This is a genomic window from Bacillus sp. NEAU-Y102 (assembly GCF_054788175.1).
Window position 1 is genome coordinate 138,808 of record NZ_JBTWFK010000002.1, and the last position, 18,438, is coordinate 157,245.

Genomic DNA, 18,438 nt, shown 5'->3' on the forward strand with positions numbered 1-18,438 from the left:
CTTATAATGTATCTATTTCCCTTCTATCCCCAACTCTCGAAAGCTTTCCATTTCGTTCTTTCACCTCTCGCATGACATCTTCCAATGCAATATTTTTTTCAGCCAATAAAACGAAACAGTGATAAAATACATCAACCATTTCTTTCACTACTTCTTCTTTATCATTATTTTTACATGCGATAATTACTTCAGCGCACTCTTCACCAATTTTCTTTAAAATTTTATCTTCTCCTTTTGAAAATAAATAATTTGTATACGATTCAGGAAGTGGGCTTTCCTTTCGTTCTTCAATTGTTTTATACAGCAACTTAAAGGCATTTTCCATATGTATCCCCCCTATATAATTTGATAGTGAAAGCATGTCTTCTCCCCCGTATGACAAGCAGGCCCTACTTGTTTCACATTCACAACAATTGAATCTTGATCACAATCTAAGTATAGAGATTGCACATATTGAACATTCCCTGATGTTTCTCCCTTATTCCATAACGACTGCCTCGAACGAGAATAAAACCATGTTCTTTTCGTCTCTAACGTTTTTTCATATGCGTCTTCATTCATATAAGCTAGCATTAAAACTTCTTTCGTACCTTCTTCGATGACAATTGCTGGTATTAATCCTTTTGAAAAATTAGGTTTCATAACCGCACCTCAACATTTGCATCTCTTAATTTTCGCTTTACACTCTGCACTGTCGCCTCACCATAATGAAATATGGATGCCGCTAACGCTGCATCAACCGTTGTCTTTTGAAAAACTTCTATAATGTGATCCGTATGACCACAGCCCCCTGATGCGATGACTGGAATGGAAACACTTTTTGAAATTTCTTCTGTTAAACGAAGATCATATCCACTTTTCGTTCCATCTGCATCCATACTCGTTAACAAAATTTCACCCGCCCCGAGCTTAACAACACGCTTCGCCCATTCTATAGCATCCATTTCTGTGTCAACTCTTCCACCGTTGACGTATACGTTCCATTTATCTTCCGCTACTTTTCTAGCGTCAATTGCGACGACAATACATTGTGATCCAAAGTGTTCTGCCCCTTCTTCGATTAGCTTCGGGTTTCGCACTGCCGCTGAGTTTATTGAAACTTTGTCTGCTCCAGCTCTTAGTAAATTGTACATATCTTTCACACTTGAAATCCCCCCGCCAACCGTAAGAGGAATAAATACTTTTGCTGCTGTTTTTTCTACAACATCTATAATCGTTTTTCTTCCTTCATGGGTCGCCGTAATATCTAAAAATACGATTTCATCTGCCCCTGCCTCGTTATATGCTTCAGCTATTTCAACCGGATCACCGACATCTTGTAATCCTATAAAATTTACACCCTTTACGACTCGCCCTTCTTTCACATCTAGACATGGAATAATTCGTTTCGCTAACATAACTTCGTTACCTGTAATACTTCTTCTAAATCAATCTTTTTCTCGTAAAGCGCCTTTCCAATTATGACACCATATATATTCATATCATTTAACTTTTTCACATCTTGAATAGATGCCACTCCTCCAGAGGCAATGAGACGAATGCCCACACTTTTTTGAAGTAACGTCAATTGTTCAAAATTTGGCCCTGCAAGCGTCCCGTCTTTCGAAATGTCTGTAAACACAATCGTTTGAACACCTAAACTTTCCATTTGTTTCGCTAAAATAATATAAGAAATTTCAGACAAATCAAGCCAACCTCTCGTTGCTACGAAACCATTTTTCGCATCAATTCCAACAATGATTTTCTCTTTATATAGATGAACTGCTTCCTCTAAAAATGACTTATCATAAAGAGCCGCTGTTCCTAAAATCACTTTTTCTACACCTACTGACAATAACTTCTCCACCGCTTTAAGTGAACGAATTCCTCCTCCCACTTGCACAGGAATACGTACCGCCTTGCAGATTTTTTCAATGACGAGAAAATTTAGCGACTCGCCAGCAATTGCACCGTCTAAATCAACAATGTGTAGTATTTCCGCTCCAAGCTTTTCAAATATGATCGCCTGTGCTACCGGATCTTCATTCATCACCGTTTCTTTACTAAACTCTCCTTGATAAAGTCTAACGCATCGCCCTTCCTTTAAATCGATAGCCGGGAAGATTTCCATGCTTCTACCACCCCTTGAAAATTTTTTAATATTTGCATGCCAATTTCACCACTTTTTTCTGGATGAAACTGTGCACCAAATACATTTCCTTTCGCTACAAACCCTGGTACTTGCATTCCATAATCACTTACTCCGCATACAATTTCATCTGGACAATCCGCGTAATATGAATGAACATAATACACGAAAGAACCATCTACTAATCCATTCCAAAGGGGAAATTCTCTTTCCTTCCTTAATTCATTCCATCCCATATGAGGAATTTTATACGAAACTTTTAACTTACGAATTTCCCCTGGTAGTAAACCTAACCCACTACAACCTTTTAGTTCCTCACTTCGTTCAAATAAAAGCTGCATGCCCAAACATATACCGAGGAGTGGTTTTCCTATATCACAAACTTCTTTTAGTACACACACTAAATCTCTTTCTTCTAATACTTCCATCGCTTTCGGAAATGCACCTACTCCCGGTAAAATCACGCCATCGCTTCTCAATATCTCTTCTTTATCACTCGTTACAATGTGCTCTGCCCCAATATATTTTAATGCTTGCTCTACACTACGAATATTCCCCATTCCATAATCTATAATGGCAATCAATTACAACATCCCTTTCGTTGAATTTACACCAGTAATGTTGGCATTTTTTTCGACCGCTTCTCTAAGCGCTCTACCAAAAGCTTTAAATAATGCTTCAATTTTGTGATGTGTATTACTTCCATATAGAACGCGCGCATGTAATGTAATATTGGCAGCATGTGCAACTGCTCTAAAAAATTCTTCCGTCAATTCTGTATCAAAATCCCCGAGCTTCGGATTTTTTAATTCCCCTTGAAATACACAATATGAGCGTCCACTTATATCAATTGCGACAAATCCTAAAGATTCATCCATCGGTACATACGCTGAACCGTAACGATTAATTCTCTCTTTATTTTGCAATGCTTCTTTCAAGCAATTTCCGAGTACAATTCCAACATCTTCAACGGTGTGATGTGCATCGACAAATACATCACCTTCTGCCTCAACTTGCAACCCAAATCTTCCATGTCTAGCAAATAAAGTAATCATATGATCGAAAAAACCAATCCCCGTTTGAATAGATACATTCGTACTTTCATCAAGCTGCAAACTTAATTTAATTTTTGTTTCTGTCGTCTGACGTACTTGACTGGACTGACGCATTATTTTTCCTCCTCAAACCTTATTTGGATTGCTCTCGCATGTGCATGTAACCCTTCTTTATTTGCAAGCTCTACAATATGATGCTGTACATTTTTTAATGCTTCCTCCGTATAAGAAATAAAACTTGATTTTTTCACGAAATCATCGACTGATAACGGAGAAAAAAATCTTGCCGTTCCGCTCGTTGGTAATACATGATTCGGTCCCGCCAAATAATCCCCGAGCGGTTCAGGTGCATATGGCCCAAGGAAAATAGAGCCTGCATGTTTCACATAATCTAGAGCATTCATCGGTTCTTTTATATGTAACTCTAAATGTTCTGGAGCAATTTCATTTGATAACTTTAGTGCCTCCTCTAAAGAAGGAACGATAAAGATGGCTCCATTTCTATTTATTGATTCACGTGCAATTTCACTTCTTGGTAACATTCCTAACTGTCTTTCTACCTCTTTTTCTACTTCTTTAGCTAGTTCCATATTCGTTGTAATACAAATTGCCGTTGCTCTCTCATCATGCTCTGCTTGCGATAATAAATCCGCTGCGATATATTTTGCATTACCTGTTTCATCCGCGACAACTACAATTTCTGATGGACCAGCAATCATATCGATATTTACTATTCCGTATACTTCTCGTTTCGCTAGAGCGACGTACAAATTTCCCGGTCCAACTATTTTATCCACTTTCGGAATCGATTCCGTCCCGTATGCTAAAGCAGCAATTGCTTGCGCGCCACCTATCGTATAAATTTCATCTACCCCCGCAAGATTTGCAGCAGCTAATATATGAGGATCAATTCCTTCTTTCCTCGGCGGTGTTACCATTACAATCTTTTTCACACCTGCGAGTTTCGCCGGCAATACATTCATTAATACTGAAGAAGGATATGAGGCTGTCCCACCCGGTACATATACACCTATATTTTCTAATGGCCGAATGAGCTGCCCTCTAATTATGCCTTTACTTTCACAATCGAATATTGAGTACTTCTTTTGCTTTTCGTGATACGAAACAATGTTTTTCTTCGCCTCTTTTAAAGCTTCTAAAAATGAATTCTCTACAAGCATACTCGCTTGCTGTATTTCTTCTTCACTTACACAAAAATCTTTCATCTCTACACCATCAAACTTTTTTGTATAGAAAGATAAAGCCTCATCTTTCCCTTCCCTTACATTTCTAATGATTTCTCTTACACTTCTTTGAACAGTTTCTTCTATTATATTAGCGTTTTCTCTTAGCACTTTTATTTTAGATAATGCCTCCTTAAAGTCTTCATACATGATTTCCATTTTAAGTCCTCCTATTTCCCTGATAAGATTTCTTGCTCCATCATATTTACAATACTGAATATTTCGTCTTTTTTAGTTTTTAAGGCCGCCTTATTTACAATCATCCGAGCCGATATAGAGTGCATTTCCTCAAATACAATAAGTCCATTCTCTTGTAATGTTTTTCCTGTTTCAACAATATCTACAATTGCATCTGCCAATCCAAGAAGAGGAGCGATTTCTACAGAACCTTCTATTTTAATAATTTCTACGTCCTCTCCCTTATCATGAAAATAAGTAGAAGTAATATGTGGGTATTTCGTAGCAATTCTTTTCTTCCGGTAACTTTTCGGATTATACGTAGGAATAGAAGCAACACAAAACTTACAAATCCCTACTCCTAAATCCAGCATTTCATAAATATCTTTCTCGTTTTCCATTAAAATATCTTTTCCAACGATCCCAATATCAGCTACCCCATGTTCTACATAAGTAGCAACATCAACCGCTTTTACTAAAATAAATGAAACATTTGTATTTTTACTTTGAAATACAAGCTTCCGACCTTTATTTTTGAGTTCCGAACAATCAATTCCAATCTGCTCAAAGAGTGGAATTACATGTTTTTCTAATCTTCCTTTCGTTAATGCAATTTGAATGTTACGCATGAAGTCTCTCCTTCTTTCTGGACTACCCATTTCTCATTCCACACATATTCCACTAAGTATTCATTCTTTGCCTCAACGACCGTTCCTATTTTATTTTTTCTTGCAAATTGAAAGGTATCGCTTAAATTAGAGAATAGAGATAACCAGGCATTTTTCCCGTCCTTTCGAAGTAAATTTCGTAACCTTTCTGCTTCTGCTAATCTATTTAACTCATAATGAATCACAATATCAATTTGATTTCGTTCATATGGTTCTTGCTGCTCTTGTAGCGCCTTCACAATTTGATTTACTTGCACCGCGAGTCCAACAGCCGGCAGCGTTTCTCCAAAATTCCCAATTAGCTCATCATATCTTCCGCCACTAACGATTTCTTCTCCAATTTCATATATATATCCTTTGAAAATAACACCCGTATAGTAATCTAAGTGTTGAATCATGCCTAAATCAATTGATATGTAAGAACCATATCCTAACGTTTCCATTGTTTCATACATTTCTTTTACTCTTGCAATTGCCATTTTCATTTCATTACTTGAAGCAAGCTTTTCTGCTTCCTCAATAACTTCTAAATTTCCAAATAGCCTCGGTAATTTCTCAAGTAATCTTACTGTCTCATCGCATCGATCTAATTTCTTTTCTCCGATGAAATTTGAGAGGGCAGCATAATTTTTACTTTCTATATACGTTCTAAGTACCCTTTCTTCTTCATCATGGATGGAGAGCTTTTTTACAATACATTTATATAACTGTACTTGCCCAATCTCAATTGTAAAAGATTGCACATTCAACTTTTGAAGTGCTTGAATGACACTTATTACGCATTCAATTTCAGCTCTTACATTATCAATCCCGATAACTTCAATACCACTTTGTACGATTTCATTATATTTTCCAGAATGGGATTCATTTGCTCGAAATACATTCCCGCTATACGTCACTTTAAGTGGCGTATCCCATCTCTGTGTTCCAATAACTCTCGCTAAAGGAATTGTCATATCTGGACGTAAAACGATAATCCTTCCCTTTTCATCAAAAAATTTATACATCTTCTCTTCATCTATCGGTCTATTTTGAAATGCAAAAACATCATAAAATTCAATTGTAGGTGTTCTTATTTCCTCATAACCTCTCTCTAAAAAAGTAAGCCTTAATTTTTGCTCCACTTCTTCAATTAATGTACATTCTTCGAATAAATAATCTCTCGTTCCATTCGGGTTTGCCCGCTTCCATTTTGTCATCTAAATTTTCACACCTTTCCCCTTCTAATGTATGCCGATTTCATTCACCTAAGCCGAAAATAAAAAGAGCCTTGTAGACAAAATACCTACAAGGCTCTTCAATAGAGTGTAGGTACAACGGGAATACCCCTTGTACCTACACGTTTTCACGCTAGGTTCAAGGGTTTCATGTATGATGATGTAGTTGTGTAAGCATTGTAATAGATCGCACGATATTCATAATACTTACTCCCTTTCTCCTCTGATTTTCACATAGTATATAACAGTTAATTTTGAATGTAAATACATTTTTAATATTCCGTCACTTTTTTAATATAAAGCCACTTTTCTTTCATACTCTTTTATTTCTTGTTCATATTGCATTGTAATACTAATTTCATCTAAACCATTTAATAACTTCTCTTTCCACATTTTCTCGATTGTAAAATGGAATCTATGCGTATTCGTTGTAATTACTTCATTTTCTAAATCAACTGTGATTTGTTCCCTCGCATCTGTTTTAGCAAGTTGTTCACGCATATCTTTATCCATTACAATCGGTAACATGCCATTCTTCATACAATTCATATAAAAGATATCGGCAAATCCTCCAGCGATAATAACGCGGAAACCATAATCAGCAAGCGCCCATGGAGCATGTTCTCTTGACGAGCCACATCCAAAATTATCACCTGTAATTAATATGCTGGCTCCTTTTCTTTCTTGTGCATTAAGAGGAAAATTAGGGTTTTCTTGGCGATTATTATCATATCGCCACTCATCAAATAAAAACTTCCCAAACCCAGTTCTTTCAATTCTCTTTAAATATTGCTTCGGAATAATTTGATCTGTATCAATGTTATCATTCATCAGTACTGCGGCAGTACCTTTATGAATACGAAATGGCTCCATCATAACTCTCCTTTCTAATATCAACAAAATGACCATATAACGCAGCCGCAGCCGCCATTGCCGGGCTAACTAAATGAGTTCGTGCTCCCTTTCCTTGTCTTCCTTCAAAATTGCGATTTGACGTAGAGGCACAATGTTCTCCTTCAGGCACTTGATCTGGATTCATACCTAGACACATTGAGCATCCGGGCTCTCTCCATTCAAATCCAGCTTCTTCAAATATGCGATGTAATCCTTTATGCATCGCTGCTTCTCTTACCCTTTGAGATCCGGGTACAACAAGTGCTCGCACACCTTCTTTTACTTTCTTACCTTTCACGACAGATGCAGCAATTTCTAAGTCAGAAAGCCTAGAATTTGTACAAGATCCAATGAAAACATGTTGAACTGGAATGTCATACGTACTTTGTCCGGGACTCAATCCCATATAAGAAAACGCTCTTTCGTCATTTGCATCATACTTTTCTGGCAATTTCTCATCAATCCGAACACCCATACTAGGATTTGTTCCCCACGTAACGTACGGCGCTAAATCCGTAACATCTACTGAAATATGTAAATCATAAACTGCATCTAAATCTGTATAAAGTTCTGACCATTTTTTCTTAATAGATTCATAGTCTTTCGGCGCATATTTACGCCCTTTTACGTAAGCAACCGTTTTTTCATCTGGTGCAATAATACCAGCCTTTGCTCCCCCTTCAATTGCCATATTGCAAAGCGTCATCCTCTCTTCCATATCCATAGCATGAATGGTCTCTCCGTAAAACTCCATTACGTAACCTGTTCCAACTGCTACTCCGTACTTTGAAAGGAGATGTAAAATAATATCTTTCGCATAAACACCTTGCGGTAACTTTCCTTTTAACTCAATGCCCATCGCTTTCGGCTTTCGTTGCCATAACGTTTGCGTTGCCAATACATGTTCCACTTCACTCGTACCAATACCAAACGCTAGTGCACCAAAAGCACCGTGTGTTGCTGTATGACTATCACCACAAACAATCGTTTTTCCTGGCTGTGTGAGTCCAAGTTCTGGTCCTATAACATGAACGATCCCTTGCTCTTCATCTCCGATATCCGCTAATGGCACCTGAAATTGTTTACAATTTTCCCGAAGTGTATCTAGTTGCTGCTTCGCAATACGATCGGTAATATTCCAAACATCTTTCGTTGGAATATTATGATCCATCGTCGCAAATGTTAAATCTGGTCTGCGGACTCTTCGATTTGTAAGCCGCAAGCCTTCAAAGGCTTGCGGTGACGTTACTTCATGAACAAGATGTAGATCGATATATAATAAATCCAATCCATTTTCATTAGTCGCAACTACATGTCTTTCCCAAAGCTTATCTAGTAACCTTTTCCCCATTATTTTCCTCTCCCTACTAACGCTTGCTCTTCCATTTCTTGAATAACTGCCTTTGTAAATGAAATTGTCGTTTCAGTCCCCCCGATATCTGCTGTACATTTTCCTGATTTAAGGACTGCAGAAACTGCTTCTTCAATTGCATATCCTTCTCTCGTTAATCCGAACGATTGCCCAAGCATCATTGCAACAGAACGCATCATCGCAATTGGATTCGCCTTATTTTTCCCCGCAATATCCGGCGCTGATCCGTGAATAGGCTCGTATAATGAAGGCCCCTTTTCAGCGTGACTTGCTGATGGAAGCATTCCTAATGATCCAGCTAATACTGAAGCCTCATCACTTAAAATATCACCAAATAAATTTTCCGTTACAATAACGTCAAATCTTCCTGGATTTCGAATTAATTCCATAGCCGCTGCATCTACTAAAATGTGTTCTACTTCCACATTTGGGTAGCGAAGTGCTACTTCTTCTGTCACAGTTCTCCATAGTTTACTAGACTCTAAAACATTCGCTTTATCAATAGATGTTACTTTTTTCTTCCGCTTATTCGCTAATTGAAAAGCATACGAAACGATACGTTCAATTTCATGGCGATGATACGTAAGTGTATCTGTCGCCACTTCTTCCGTTCGCTCTTTCGGATAAGAAAAATAAATTCCGCCTGTTAATTCACGAACGACAACGAAATCAATTTCATCCGCATTTTTTAATGGTGATAAATGTGCAGTTGCACTTTCTACCGTTATAGGGCGAACATTCGCAAATACACCGAGTCCTTTTCTTAATGCTAATAATCCTTTCTCAGGCCTTTCTTTCGCACTATCCCACCTTGGTCCACCTACTGCTCCAAGTAAAACCGCATCACTCGCTAAACAGGCGGCAAGTGTTCGCTGTGGTAATGGTTGCCCAGTTAAATCGATAGCAACACCACCAAAGTACTCATCTTGCAAATGAAAATGATGTCCATATAGCCTTTCTACCATATGCAATACTTCCTTCGCACTTTCCATAACTTCTGGACCGACACCATCACCAGCTAAACAAACGATACGTTTTTCCATTTTTAACACTCCTTTTAACTGAATTTTCAGAACTTTAATTTGATAGGTGAGGAAAACTTCTCTCACCTATCAAATATTTATTTCACAAGCGCTATAAGAGATTTTAATTTCCCTGCTGCATGGACATAAGCTCTCGCCGACGCTTCCAATACGTCTTGCGCAACTCCGAAACCTGATATTTGGTGACTACCTTCTTTTAATTCAACATGAACGTGAGCAAGTGCATCTTGACCTTGTGTAATAGATTGTATGCGATAATCTGCCAATTCACACTCTAGTCCTAAAATTCTTTGAATCGCATTGTATATCGCTTCAATACTACCAGAACCAGTGGCTGCATCTTCATATACATTTCCTTCCTCATCCTTCAGCACAACTGTTGCGCATTGTGTACTATTTGATACGAAATGCACTTGTAATTGCGTAATGTTATATTGCTGGGCTGCAAATGCTGCTTCACCAAGCATAAGTGCGCGTAAATCTTCCTCAGTAATTTCCTTTTTACGATCAGCCAATTTTTTAAACGCTTCGAATACCGCATCTCGCTCTTCATTTGTAAATTCATAACCAAGCTCTTTCATTTTTTCCGTAAACGCATGACGGCCAGAATGTTTCCCAAGTACAAAGAGATTTTGAGATTCTCCTATAAGCGCTGGTTCGATAATTTCATAAGTTGTTACTTCTTTTAGAACCCCATCTTGGTGGATGCCTGATTCATGAGCAAATGCATTCGCTCCAACGATTGCTTTATTTTTCGGTACAACCATACCCGTTAACCTGCTTACTAATGTACTCGTCGCCTTAATCTCTTTTAAAGTCATAGAAGGTTCTGCTTTATAAAAATCTTTTCTAATATGAAGAGCAACCGCAACTTCTTCTAACGCTGCATTCCCTGCTCTTTCTCCAATGCCATTAATCGTTCCTTCTACTTGCAATGCTCCCCCTTCAACCGCAGCTAACGAATTTGCTACTGCCATACCAAGATCATCGTGACAATGACAAGAAAAAATCGCTTTTTCATATGATGGAACGGATTCTTGTAAGTATTTGAAAAGAGAATAATATTCTTCTGGATTCGTATATCCAACTGTATCCGGAATATTAATTACATTCGCTCCTGCGCGAATCGCAGTTTCTACTGCTTCAGCTAAAAATGCTCTCGATGTTCTTGTCGCATCTTCTGCAGAAAATTGTACTGTCGGAAATAATGATTTTCCAAGCGTAACCGAACGATGAATACTATTTAACACGTCTTCTTTTGACATACAAAGTTTATATTTCATATGAATATCACTCGTAGCTAGAAATACGTGTAGACGAGGAGATACAGCACCTTTCACTGCTTCATATGCTCTTCGAATGTCACTTTCTTTCGCTCTAGCTAAACTCATAACCGTAGCATTTTGAATTGTATTCGCGATGCGTTTTACTGATTGGAAGTCACCTTCGGAAGCTGCCGCGAATCCAGCTTCCATTACATGAATACCAAGCCTCTCTAATTGCCTAGCAATTTGTAATTTCTCTTGTTCATTTAAATTTACTCCTGGTGATTGTTCGCCATCACGAAGCGTTGTATCCATGAACAAAATCTGCTTCATATTATTTAATCCCTACCTTTACTCGCGGCTGTACGAAAGGCATCATTTCACGTAATTTACGTCCAACTACTTCAATTTCATGTTCATTCTCTTTCTCATTTGTCGCGTGGAAATTTGGTCTTCCTGCTTTATGCTCTGCAATCCAGCCTCTTGCAAATGTACCATCTTGAATTTCTGCTAATACTGCCCCCATCGCTTTCTTCGTATCTTCAGTAACAACGCGTGGTCCTGATACGAAGTCTCCCCACTGCGCTGTATCTGAAACTGAATATCTCATATTTTCAAGTCCACCTTCATACATAAGGTCAACGATTAGCTTCAGTTCATGTAAACATTCAAAATATGCAAGTTCAGGCTGGTATCCCGCATCAACTAACGTTTCAAACCCTGCTTTTACAAGTGCAGTCACTCCGCCGCAGAGTACAGCTTGCTCTCCAAATAAATCTGTTTCTGTTTCTTCTTTAAACGTCGTTTCTAATACACCAGCTCTCGTTGCTCCAATTCCGTCAGCATAAGAAAGTGCTTTTTCAGTCGCAACTCCTGTTGCATCTTGATATACGGCAAATAGTGCAGGAACAGCCCCGCCCTCGGCGAACGTACGGCGTACGAGATGCCCCGGTCCTTTTGGCGCTACTAGAAATACATCTACATTAGCTGGTGGTTTTACTTGATCAAAGTGAACATTAAATCCATGTGCGAACACGAGAGAATTTCCGGCTTGTAAATTTGGTTCAATTTCAGCTTTATATACTTCTGGTTGTAATTCATCAGGCAGTAGAATCATTACTACATCAGCTTTTTCCGCTGCTTCTGCTACTGTATATACAGAAAATCCATCTTCATTCGCTTTATCCCAAGACTTACCTTTTCTTAAACCTACTACTACATCAAATCCGTTATCACGTAAATTTTGCGCATGCGCATGACCTTGCGAGCCATATCCGATGATTGCTACTTTCTTTTCCTTTAATACATTTACTGTTACATCTTTCTCATAATAAACTTTTGCCATTTTCATTTCCCCCTATATTTAAATGATTATTGAATTAACATAACTTGCTTATCTTGTTTTTTCATACTACGTGTAAATGCTGTTACACCTGTTCTCGCAATTTCTTTCAAACCGTATGGTCTAAGTAATTCAATTAACGCTTCCACTTTATCTTGCGTACCTGTTACTTGCACAACTATGGAATCCTTCCCAACATCTATTACAGCGGCTCGAAACGGTTCAATTAAACTATATAATTCCGCCCTTGCTACAGAAGTTGCTACTTTAATAAGAGCAAGCTCTCTAGCAATCATTGCTTCTTCTGTAATATCTGATACTTTCAGAACATCGATTTGCTTATGAAGTTGTTTAATTAACTGCTCAACTTGCTGTTCACTTTCCACATGCACAACTATCGTCATTCGCGATATATCTGATGATTCCGTATGACCTACTGAAATACTTTCAATATTAAAATGTCTTCGTGTCATAACCCCTGTAATTCGGTTTAACACACCACTTTGATTTCGAACTGTCGCTGTAACAATTCTCTTCACCTTTTTTCCACTCCTTCCATTTGGTGAACGCCTTTCCCGGGCGCAACCATCGGCATAACTTTCTCAGATTGAAGTACACGGCAATCAATTAAGACTGGTTCTTTTAATTCAATCGCATGCTTCAACTGCTTCTTTGCAAGAAGTGGATCATCAATACGAACACCTTTTATACCATACGCATTCGCAAGAGCGACGAAATCTGGTTGACACGACAATAAGGAATGTGAATATCTTTGATTATAAAATTCGTCTTGCCATTGCCTTACCATTCCTAAAGCTTCATTATTTAAAATAAATACTTTAACAGGTAAAGAATGTTCTTTTAATACACTTAATTCTTGTAGAGTCATTTGAAACCCAGCGTCACCAACAATTGCAATGACTAGTTCTTCAGGCTTTGCGATTTGCGCACCAATTGCTGCTGGAAATCCGAATCCCATCGTTCCCAATCCGCCAGAAGTTACCCATTTATCTGGATTTTTCAGCGGATAATATTGCGCTGCCCACATTTGATGTTGCCCAACGTCTGTTGTTACAATCGCTTCTCCTTTCGTGATTTCATATAGCATATCAATCGCGTATTGAGGTTTAATACTTTCAGAGTTTCGTTTATAAGAGAATGGATACTGTTCTTTTCTACTCTTTAATAAAGAGATCCATTCATGATGATTTTCTTTCCTTCCTTCTGGTTGAAGTAATACTTCCAATGCCCGCTTAGCACTTGCAACAATAGGAATTTCAGTCGGCACATTTTTTCCGATTTCTGCTGGATCGATATCGATATGTGCGACAGTCGCTCCTTTAGCAAAATAAGTTAAATTTCCAGTAAGCCGATCATCAAATCTCGCGCCTACATTAATGAGTAAGTCGCATTCATATAACGCCATATTGGCTGTGTAAGAACCATGCATTCCCCCCATCCCTAGAAAAAGTTCATCATCTGGCGGAAAGCCACCAAGACCAAGTAATGTATGCACAACAGGAATTTCATATTTACGCGCAAAACTTGTTAACTCTTTTGATGCTTTCGCATGCAATACACCTGCTCCAGCTAAAATTAACGGCTTGTTTGCAGCACTAATTGCTTGTAATAATTTGTTTATTTGGAGTAAATTCGGTTCATAATTTGGGTTGTATCCTGGTAAATCCATTTGCACATCATTACATCGTTCTCCTTGCTCTACTACCATATCTTTCGGAAGATCGATCACGACTGGGCCTGGTCTTCCTGTTTTAGCAATATGAAATGCTTCTTTAATAATTCGAGGTAAATCTGAAGCCTTTCGCACTTGATAGTTATGTTTTGTCACCGGCATTGTAAGCCCCATAATATCCGCTTCTTGGAAAGCATCACTTCCAATTAACGTTGTTGCTACTTGCCCTGTAAATACAACAAGTGGTAATGAATCAATCATCGCATCTGCTAGACCAGTAATCACATTTGTAGCACCTGGACCACTCGTTGCAATGACAACCCCTGGATTACCAGTAATTCTGGCATACCCTTCAGCAGCGTGAATTGCTCCTTGCTCATGCCTTGTTAAAATATGAGGAATTTCACAATCATACAGTGCATCATAGAGAGGTAAAACAGCACCACCAGGATAACCGAAAATCACTTCTACTCCTTCCTTTTCTAGCGCTTCTAACAATAGCTGTGCACCAGTTGCCAGTTTCTCTTCCGTTTTTGAAGACATTGTTCTTATAAGCCCCCTTTTTGAAAACCTTTATCAATAAAAAAAATCCTACGTCCACACTCCAGCTATGTGCTGAAGGGACGAAAGATTTCGCGGTACCACCCTTCTTTGCAAGAATACTCTTGCCTCAGTGACCCATAAATGGATCTAGCTAATAACGGAGCTACCGTCTAAGCCTAGACAAATGCTTCAGCTTAGCACTCAAGGGCGATGTTCGTCGACGTGAACCATCGGTTTTCAGCAACCACCGACTCTCTGTGAGGCTTCACAATCAACTACTCCTCCCTCTCAACGCTTTCTTATGTTATAAAAAGTTGTTATCCAACTTTATTTTCTTCGTAAATTTTCTCTCCATCTTCTATAACTAACTTTCGGAATTCTTCCAATAAACGATTCGTATGTGGACCCGTTTGCCCTAAACCAATCGTTCTACCATCTACTGTCGTAACAGCAATAACTTCAGCAGCTGTTCCTGTTAAAAACACTTCATCAGCTACATATACATCATGTCTTGTAAATAACTCTTCTCTTACGTCATATCCAAGTTTTTCGCCGATTTCTAAAATGGCGTTTCGTGTAATACCTTCTAACGCTCCAGCAGAACTTGGTGGTGTAATTAATTTATTTCCTTTAACAATAAACACGTTATCTCCTGATCCTTCAGCTACATATCCTTGATCATTTAACATAAGTGCTTCTTGTACTCCAGCTAATTTCGCTTCAATACGAACTAAAATATTGTTTAAGTAATTTAAAGATTTTACTTGAGGGGATAAAACATCGGGACGATTTCGGCGCGTTGCAACTGTTACAACTGGAATCCCTTTCTCATAATATTCTTGTGGGAATAAAGATAATTGTTCTGCAATTACTACTACATTCGGCTTCTTACATGAATCGGGATCCAATCCAAGATTTCCTGCTCCTCTTGATACAACAAGGCGAATGTATCCATTAGATAATTTATTTTGTCGAATCGTCTCAACAACAATATTCGTTACTTCATCTAATGAATATGGAATTTCTAAAAGGATTGATTTTGCTGATTCATACAACCGGACAAGATGCTCTCTCAAACGGAAAACATTACCGCTATAAACTCTAATTCCTTCAAATACTCCATCGCCATATAAATAGCCATGATCATATACCGAAACTTTTGCTTCATCTTTCGGAACAAATTCTCCATTTAAGAAAATCCATTGCTCATTCACTGGAAGTGCCTCCTATGTTCTATGAATTTTTTATTGTTTCCTAGTTTACTCTCCTTTTTAAATAAATCAAGTAAATTTTTAGAAAATTTATAATTTTTAATCGTACGTACATCTTTAATTATATTGATTTAACAACATTGTTAACGTTTACAAAAAGTCCGAAAAATTTTTTCGCCAATTTTCACTAAAAAAATATTTGTTTAAAAGAAGGATTTTCATCAATTAATACGAATCTATTGTATTCAATAAACGGACGTCCGATTTTATAAATCCGAGAATATATAACGACTTTTGCTGAAAAAGGGGGAAAATAACAAAAATAGCGCTGTCTAAAAATAACATTCATATTTTTCATTTCGTAATCATAATCCTATTTTTAAAAAACAATTTGTCAAAATGAAGGAGGAAATAAATATGGCATGTGTACAAATTAAAGGAACGAGACAAGAGGTAGTAGAAATGTTGCAATTATTTGATCTAATGGACACGAAAGGTTTTTGTAAATTCGATAATTACGTAGAGGTAGAACCAAACACGCAAGAACATAATCATTTTATTGCTTCAATCGACATCCATTCAAATACTTCTTCTGCACAAGATACATTAAACGATCAATTCGTTAGTCAAATGCTTACTGGCGTATATAACGACTAAACAAAGATTTACTTCCTACCGTCTTTTCATAAATATATGCAGTGAACTTGAGCATACTAGCAATTAGATGGTAGGAGGTGAGAATTATGGCTAGAATTGGCGTTGAAAACTCATTAACAGACGTTCAACAAGCTCTTCAGCAACAAGGTCATGAAGTTGTTACACTTAACTCAGAACAGGATGCACAAGGGTGTGATTGTTGCGTTGTAACTGGGCAAGATTCTAATGTGATGGGCATTGCAGATGCATCAATTAAAGGATCAGTCATTACAGCTCACGGTTTAACAACAGATGAAATTTGTCAACAAGTTGAAATTCGCACTTAAAAAAAGAAAGAGGACTCCTTTTGAAAAGGAGTCCTCTTTTTTATATTCACCTAACGGGAAAGTAACATATACTGGATGAAAGCCCTACCTCTCTCTCATCATTACGGTTCCACTGACCGCTCCTTGATTCACTAGTATACCTATAAAGCTTACACTTATAATTTATAGGGTTTGTTCACAAAAGTTGTTGGTAAGACTACCCGATCTTTCGCAAACTTTTCGTATTACATTTATAAGATTTATTTACTTTATACTAGCTGTAACCGAGACACGAATTAAAATTTTAACATCAATAAAATAACTTGTCAACATTTTTTGCAAATTAAAAACAGACAGTAACGGTTTGTCTGTTTTAGAATGGAGCTTTTTCTTTTATTACATATACAACAAAACCGCTTACTAACATACATAAACCAACTACTAAGTTTTTGATATTAATCATAAATTCCTCTCCCTTATTCCACACATCATATATATTTACAGTTCAATTATTCCGATCATCCTAAAGCGCACTTTTTCTAATATATCATAATTCCTAAAAAATGCAAGTTCACTTTTGGCGACCATTTACAAATTTATCTACAGTGCTTGGTACCGTATTTAAAGCCTTTTCAATTAAATGTGTACTACTATTGAGGTGTAATACTTGCACACCGTTAGAACCGACTACTAAAAAAGCAACTGGGCTAATAGAAACCCCAGCCCCGCTTCCTCCTCCAAATGGATGCCCTTGCTTGTTCTCTTTATGCTGATTTTGCCCACCGTTATGTTTTTCAGTAATGAAATCCCCTTTAAAATCACTTCCACCAGCTCCAAAACCAAAAGCCACCTGAGATACTGTTAATACTACATTTCCGTCAGCTGTTGAGACCGGGCTCCCAACAATTGTATTTACATCTACCATCTCTTTTAAATTTGTCATTGCCGTTTTCATTAAATTTTCAATTGGATGTTCCATTATGTATTGCACCCTTTCCTCATTATTCCTTTTTATACTTTCCAAAATAGAGGAAGTCATACTAACTTTTCCTATTTCAAGAAAACATTTTCCTCCTTTTAAAAGATACTACTCCCTGTACATGCTCCGGTATAGTGAAACTTTAATCAGTAGGATGTGTACGTAGCTCGACTCCCACAAATAGCAGGATAAAAAAGAAAAAGAGATACATACTACTATTGAACCTTGTTATGAAAGGAGTCATGACTTTGACTGAGAAATTTGATGATTATAAAAGAAGAGATAGAATAGATAGTGACTATAAAGAAGAGTACGCCGCTGAGGTTGCACCACAACGCATTGATTATGATTACGATGATAAAGACGATAAAGATGTTGTAAAATCATCCGCCGCTGGATCAACTGCTGGTTTTATCGCTCTTGCGCTATCTATCTTATCGCTATTTACATTCCCAACACTATTTGGTCTTGTTTCTGTTTTACTCGGTATTTACGCTTATAATCGCGGAGCTACTGTAACTGGCGGTATCGCTGCAGTTGTCGGTGGGATTGCTGCACTTATCGCAATTTTATTCCGAGTAGCACTTATTGGTTTATTGTTCTCCCTGTTCTAAAAAAGAAAAAGGTATCTCGCTTAACGCGGGA

At 37.7% G+C, this 18,438-nt stretch carries 22 protein-coding genes and 1 other annotated feature; of the genes, 3 read left to right on the forward strand and 19 right to left on the reverse strand.

Features of this window, described 5'->3' with window-relative positions:
* Position 1: 1 nt before the first annotated feature.
* The 17 genes from hisE to ilvE all read right to left on the reverse strand — a co-directional run bounded on the left by hisE (position 2) and on the right by ilvE (position 15,855).
* A complete protein-coding gene (hisE, locus tag ACYFX0_RS07110; protein WP_000426355.1) occupies positions 2–325 on the reverse strand; it encodes a phosphoribosyl-ATP diphosphatase in 324 nt (107 codons plus the stop codon).
* Between the two features lie 11 nt (positions 326–336).
* Positions 337–642, reverse strand: coding sequence for a phosphoribosyl-AMP cyclohydrolase (gene hisI, locus ACYFX0_RS07115; RefSeq protein WP_000803959.1), 306 nt, complete (start codon positions 640–642; stop codon positions 337–339).
* On the reverse strand, positions 639–1,397 hold the full coding sequence (hisF, locus tag ACYFX0_RS07120; protein WP_000880105.1) for an imidazoleglycerol phosphate synthase cyclase subunit: 759 nt from the start codon (positions 1,395–1,397) through the stop codon (positions 639–641). Before hisF ends, hisI begins: the two co-directional genes overlap by 4 nt.
* Positions 1,391–2,110 (reverse strand): 1-(5-phosphoribosyl)-5-[(5-phosphoribosylamino)methylideneamino]imidazole-4-carboxamide isomerase, encoded by a 720-nt coding sequence (hisA, locus tag ACYFX0_RS07125; protein ID WP_042597451.1) that lies wholly within the window; start codon positions 2,108–2,110, stop codon positions 1,391–1,393. The genes hisF and hisA overlap by 7 nt, the downstream gene beginning before the upstream one ends.
* Positions 2,083–2,712, reverse strand: a complete 630-nt coding sequence (gene hisH, locus ACYFX0_RS07130) for an imidazole glycerol phosphate synthase subunit HisH (protein WP_000560346.1) — start codon at positions 2,710–2,712, stop codon at positions 2,083–2,085. The genes hisA and hisH overlap by 28 nt, the downstream gene beginning before the upstream one ends.
* Positions 2,713–3,297, reverse strand: coding sequence for an imidazoleglycerol-phosphate dehydratase HisB (gene hisB / locus ACYFX0_RS07135; protein WP_106081437.1), 585 nt, complete (start codon positions 3,295–3,297; stop codon positions 2,713–2,715).
* Positions 3,297–4,586, reverse strand: coding sequence for a histidinol dehydrogenase (gene hisD, locus ACYFX0_RS07140; protein WP_106081438.1), 1,290 nt, complete (start codon positions 4,584–4,586; stop codon positions 3,297–3,299). Before hisD ends, hisB begins: the two co-directional genes overlap by 1 nt.
* Positions 4,587–4,597: 11 nt before the next feature.
* Positions 4,598–5,233 (reverse strand): ATP phosphoribosyltransferase, encoded by a 636-nt coding sequence (hisG, locus tag ACYFX0_RS07145; protein WP_001244492.1) that lies wholly within the window; start codon positions 5,231–5,233, stop codon positions 4,598–4,600.
* Positions 5,209–6,471: an ATP phosphoribosyltransferase regulatory subunit gene (locus ACYFX0_RS07150; protein ID WP_460270158.1), complete on the reverse strand. Its 1,263-nt coding sequence runs from the start codon at positions 6,469–6,471 to the stop codon at positions 5,209–5,211. The genes hisG and ACYFX0_RS07150 overlap by 25 nt, the downstream gene beginning before the upstream one ends.
* A gap of 309 nt (positions 6,472–6,780) precedes the next feature.
* Complete coding sequence (gene leuD / locus ACYFX0_RS07155; RefSeq protein ID WP_000433191.1) at positions 6,781–7,362, reverse strand: 3-isopropylmalate dehydratase small subunit; 582 nt, start codon at positions 7,360–7,362, stop codon at positions 6,781–6,783.
* Positions 7,340–8,734 (reverse strand): 3-isopropylmalate dehydratase large subunit, encoded by a 1,395-nt coding sequence (leuC, locus tag ACYFX0_RS07160; RefSeq protein ID WP_000518094.1) that lies wholly within the window; start codon positions 8,732–8,734, stop codon positions 7,340–7,342. The genes leuD and leuC overlap by 23 nt, the downstream gene beginning before the upstream one ends.
* A complete protein-coding gene (gene leuB / locus ACYFX0_RS07165) occupies positions 8,734–9,798 on the reverse strand; it encodes a 3-isopropylmalate dehydrogenase (protein ID WP_106081439.1) in 1,065 nt (354 codons plus the stop codon). The genes leuC and leuB overlap by 1 nt, the downstream gene beginning before the upstream one ends.
* Positions 9,799–9,875: 77 nt before the next feature.
* Positions 9,876–11,396, reverse strand: coding sequence for a 2-isopropylmalate synthase (gene leuA, locus ACYFX0_RS07170; protein ID WP_000809594.1), 1,521 nt, complete (start codon positions 11,394–11,396; stop codon positions 9,876–9,878).
* A gap of 1 nt (position 11,397) precedes the next feature.
* Positions 11,398–12,408, reverse strand: a complete 1,011-nt coding sequence (ilvC, locus tag ACYFX0_RS07175; protein ID WP_001151745.1) for a ketol-acid reductoisomerase — start codon at positions 12,406–12,408, stop codon at positions 11,398–11,400.
* A 26-nt stretch (positions 12,409–12,434) separates the two neighbouring features.
* Positions 12,435–12,944, reverse strand: a complete 510-nt coding sequence (gene ilvN / locus ACYFX0_RS07180; RefSeq protein ID WP_000822952.1) for an acetolactate synthase small subunit — start codon at positions 12,942–12,944, stop codon at positions 12,435–12,437.
* On the reverse strand, positions 12,941–14,641 hold the full coding sequence (gene ilvB / locus ACYFX0_RS07185) for an acetolactate synthase large subunit (protein WP_106081440.1): 1,701 nt from the start codon (positions 14,639–14,641) through the stop codon (positions 12,941–12,943). Before ilvB ends, ilvN begins: the two co-directional genes overlap by 4 nt.
* A gap of 73 nt (positions 14,642–14,714) precedes the next feature.
* Positions 14,715–14,942, reverse strand: a binding site (T-box leader).
* A 16-nt stretch (positions 14,943–14,958) separates the two neighbouring features.
* The gene (ilvE, locus tag ACYFX0_RS07190) at positions 14,959–15,855 is read right to left on the reverse strand and encodes a branched-chain-amino-acid transaminase (RefSeq protein ID WP_001005485.1); all 897 of its coding nucleotides are present in this window, start codon (positions 15,853–15,855) and stop codon (positions 14,959–14,961) included.
* Between the two features lie 414 nt (positions 15,856–16,269).
* On the opposite strand from ilvE, the gene ACYFX0_RS07195 reads away from it, so the two are divergent.
* Together ACYFX0_RS07195 and ACYFX0_RS07200 are read left to right on the forward strand one after the other, a co-directional pair.
* Entirely contained in the window at positions 16,270–16,509 is a 240-nt protein-coding gene (locus ACYFX0_RS07195; protein ID WP_000752514.1) for a DUF3911 family protein, read from the forward strand.
* 86 nt (positions 16,510–16,595) lie between these two features.
* Entirely contained in the window at positions 16,596–16,835 is a 240-nt protein-coding gene (locus tag ACYFX0_RS07200; RefSeq protein ID WP_000101020.1) for a YkuS family protein, read from the forward strand.
* A 352-nt stretch (positions 16,836–17,187) separates the two neighbouring features.
* Here ACYFX0_RS07200 and ACYFX0_RS07205 read toward each other — a convergent pair whose 3' ends face one another.
* Both ACYFX0_RS07205 and ytfJ read right to left on the reverse strand, forming a co-directional pair.
* Positions 17,188–17,277: a hypothetical protein gene (locus tag ACYFX0_RS07205; RefSeq protein WP_000608225.1), complete on the reverse strand. Its 90-nt coding sequence runs from the start codon at positions 17,275–17,277 to the stop codon at positions 17,188–17,190.
* A gap of 108 nt (positions 17,278–17,385) precedes the next feature.
* Positions 17,386–17,853 carry a GerW family sporulation protein gene (ytfJ, locus tag ACYFX0_RS07210; protein WP_000204241.1) on the reverse strand — a complete coding sequence of 156 codons (468 nt, stop codon included), beginning with the start codon at positions 17,851–17,853 and terminating at the stop codon, positions 17,386–17,388.
* 188 nt (positions 17,854–18,041) lie between these two features.
* Here ytfJ and ACYFX0_RS07215 point away from each other — a divergent pair, with 188 nt between their 5' ends.
* Positions 18,042–18,407: an imidazole glycerol phosphate synthase gene (locus ACYFX0_RS07215; RefSeq protein WP_072939640.1), complete on the forward strand. Its 366-nt coding sequence runs from the start codon at positions 18,042–18,044 to the stop codon at positions 18,405–18,407.
* Positions 18,408–18,438: the final 31 nt, after the last annotated feature.

What these genes read in the sequence shown, in the direction of transcription:
- leuB (WP_106081439.1), bottom strand. Translation starts at nt 9,798, where the DNA reads ATGGAAAAACGTATCGTTTGTTTAGCTGGTGATGGTGTCGGTCCAGAA.
- ACYFX0_RS07200 (WP_000101020.1), top strand. Translation starts at nt 16,596, where the DNA reads ATGGCTAGAATTGGCGTTGAAAACTCATTAACAGACGTTCAACAAGCT.
- leuD (WP_000433191.1), bottom strand. Translation starts at nt 7,362, where the DNA reads ATGGAGCCATTTCGTATTCATAAAGGTACTGCCGCAGTACTGATGAAT.
- hisG (WP_001244492.1), bottom strand. Translation starts at nt 5,233, where the DNA reads ATGCGTAACATTCAAATTGCATTAACGAAAGGAAGATTAGAAAAACAT.
- ilvB (WP_106081440.1), bottom strand. Translation starts at nt 14,641, where the DNA reads ATGTCTTCAAAAACGGAAGAGAAACTGGCAACTGGTGCACAGCTATTG.
- ACYFX0_RS07205 (WP_000608225.1), bottom strand. Translation starts at nt 17,277, where the DNA reads ATGATTAATATCAAAAACTTAGTAGTTGGTTTATGTATGTTAGTAAGC.
- ilvC (WP_001151745.1), bottom strand. Translation starts at nt 12,408, where the DNA reads ATGGCAAAAGTTTATTATGAGAAAGATGTAACAGTAAATGTATTAAAG.
- hisE (WP_000426355.1), bottom strand. Translation starts at nt 325, where the DNA reads ATGGAAAATGCCTTTAAGTTGCTGTATAAAACAATTGAAGAACGAAAG.
- ACYFX0_RS07150 (WP_460270158.1), bottom strand. Translation starts at nt 6,471, where the DNA reads ATGACAAAATGGAAGCGGGCAAACCCGAATGGAACGAGAGATTATTTA.
- leuA (WP_000809594.1), bottom strand. Translation starts at nt 11,396, where the DNA reads ATGAAGCAGATTTTGTTCATGGATACAACGCTTCGTGATGGCGAACAA.
- ACYFX0_RS07195 (WP_000752514.1), top strand. Translation starts at nt 16,270, where the DNA reads ATGGCATGTGTACAAATTAAAGGAACGAGACAAGAGGTAGTAGAAATG.
- hisI (WP_000803959.1), bottom strand. Translation starts at nt 642, where the DNA reads ATGAAACCTAATTTTTCAAAAGGATTAATACCAGCAATTGTCATCGAA.
- ytfJ (WP_000204241.1), bottom strand. Translation starts at nt 17,853, where the DNA reads ATGACTTCCTCTATTTTGGAAAGTATAAAAAGGAATAATGAGGAAAGG.
- hisF (WP_000880105.1), bottom strand. Translation starts at nt 1,397, where the DNA reads ATGTTAGCGAAACGAATTATTCCATGTCTAGATGTGAAAGAAGGGCGA.
- leuC (WP_000518094.1), bottom strand. Translation starts at nt 8,734, where the DNA reads ATGGGGAAAAGGTTACTAGATAAGCTTTGGGAAAGACATGTAGTTGCG.
- hisB (WP_106081437.1), bottom strand. Translation starts at nt 3,297, where the DNA reads ATGCGTCAGTCCAGTCAAGTACGTCAGACGACAGAAACAAAAATTAAA.
- hisA (WP_042597451.1), bottom strand. Translation starts at nt 2,110, where the DNA reads ATGGAAATCTTCCCGGCTATCGATTTAAAGGAAGGGCGATGCGTTAGA.
- hisD (WP_106081438.1), bottom strand. Translation starts at nt 4,586, where the DNA reads ATGGAAATCATGTATGAAGACTTTAAGGAGGCATTATCTAAAATAAAA.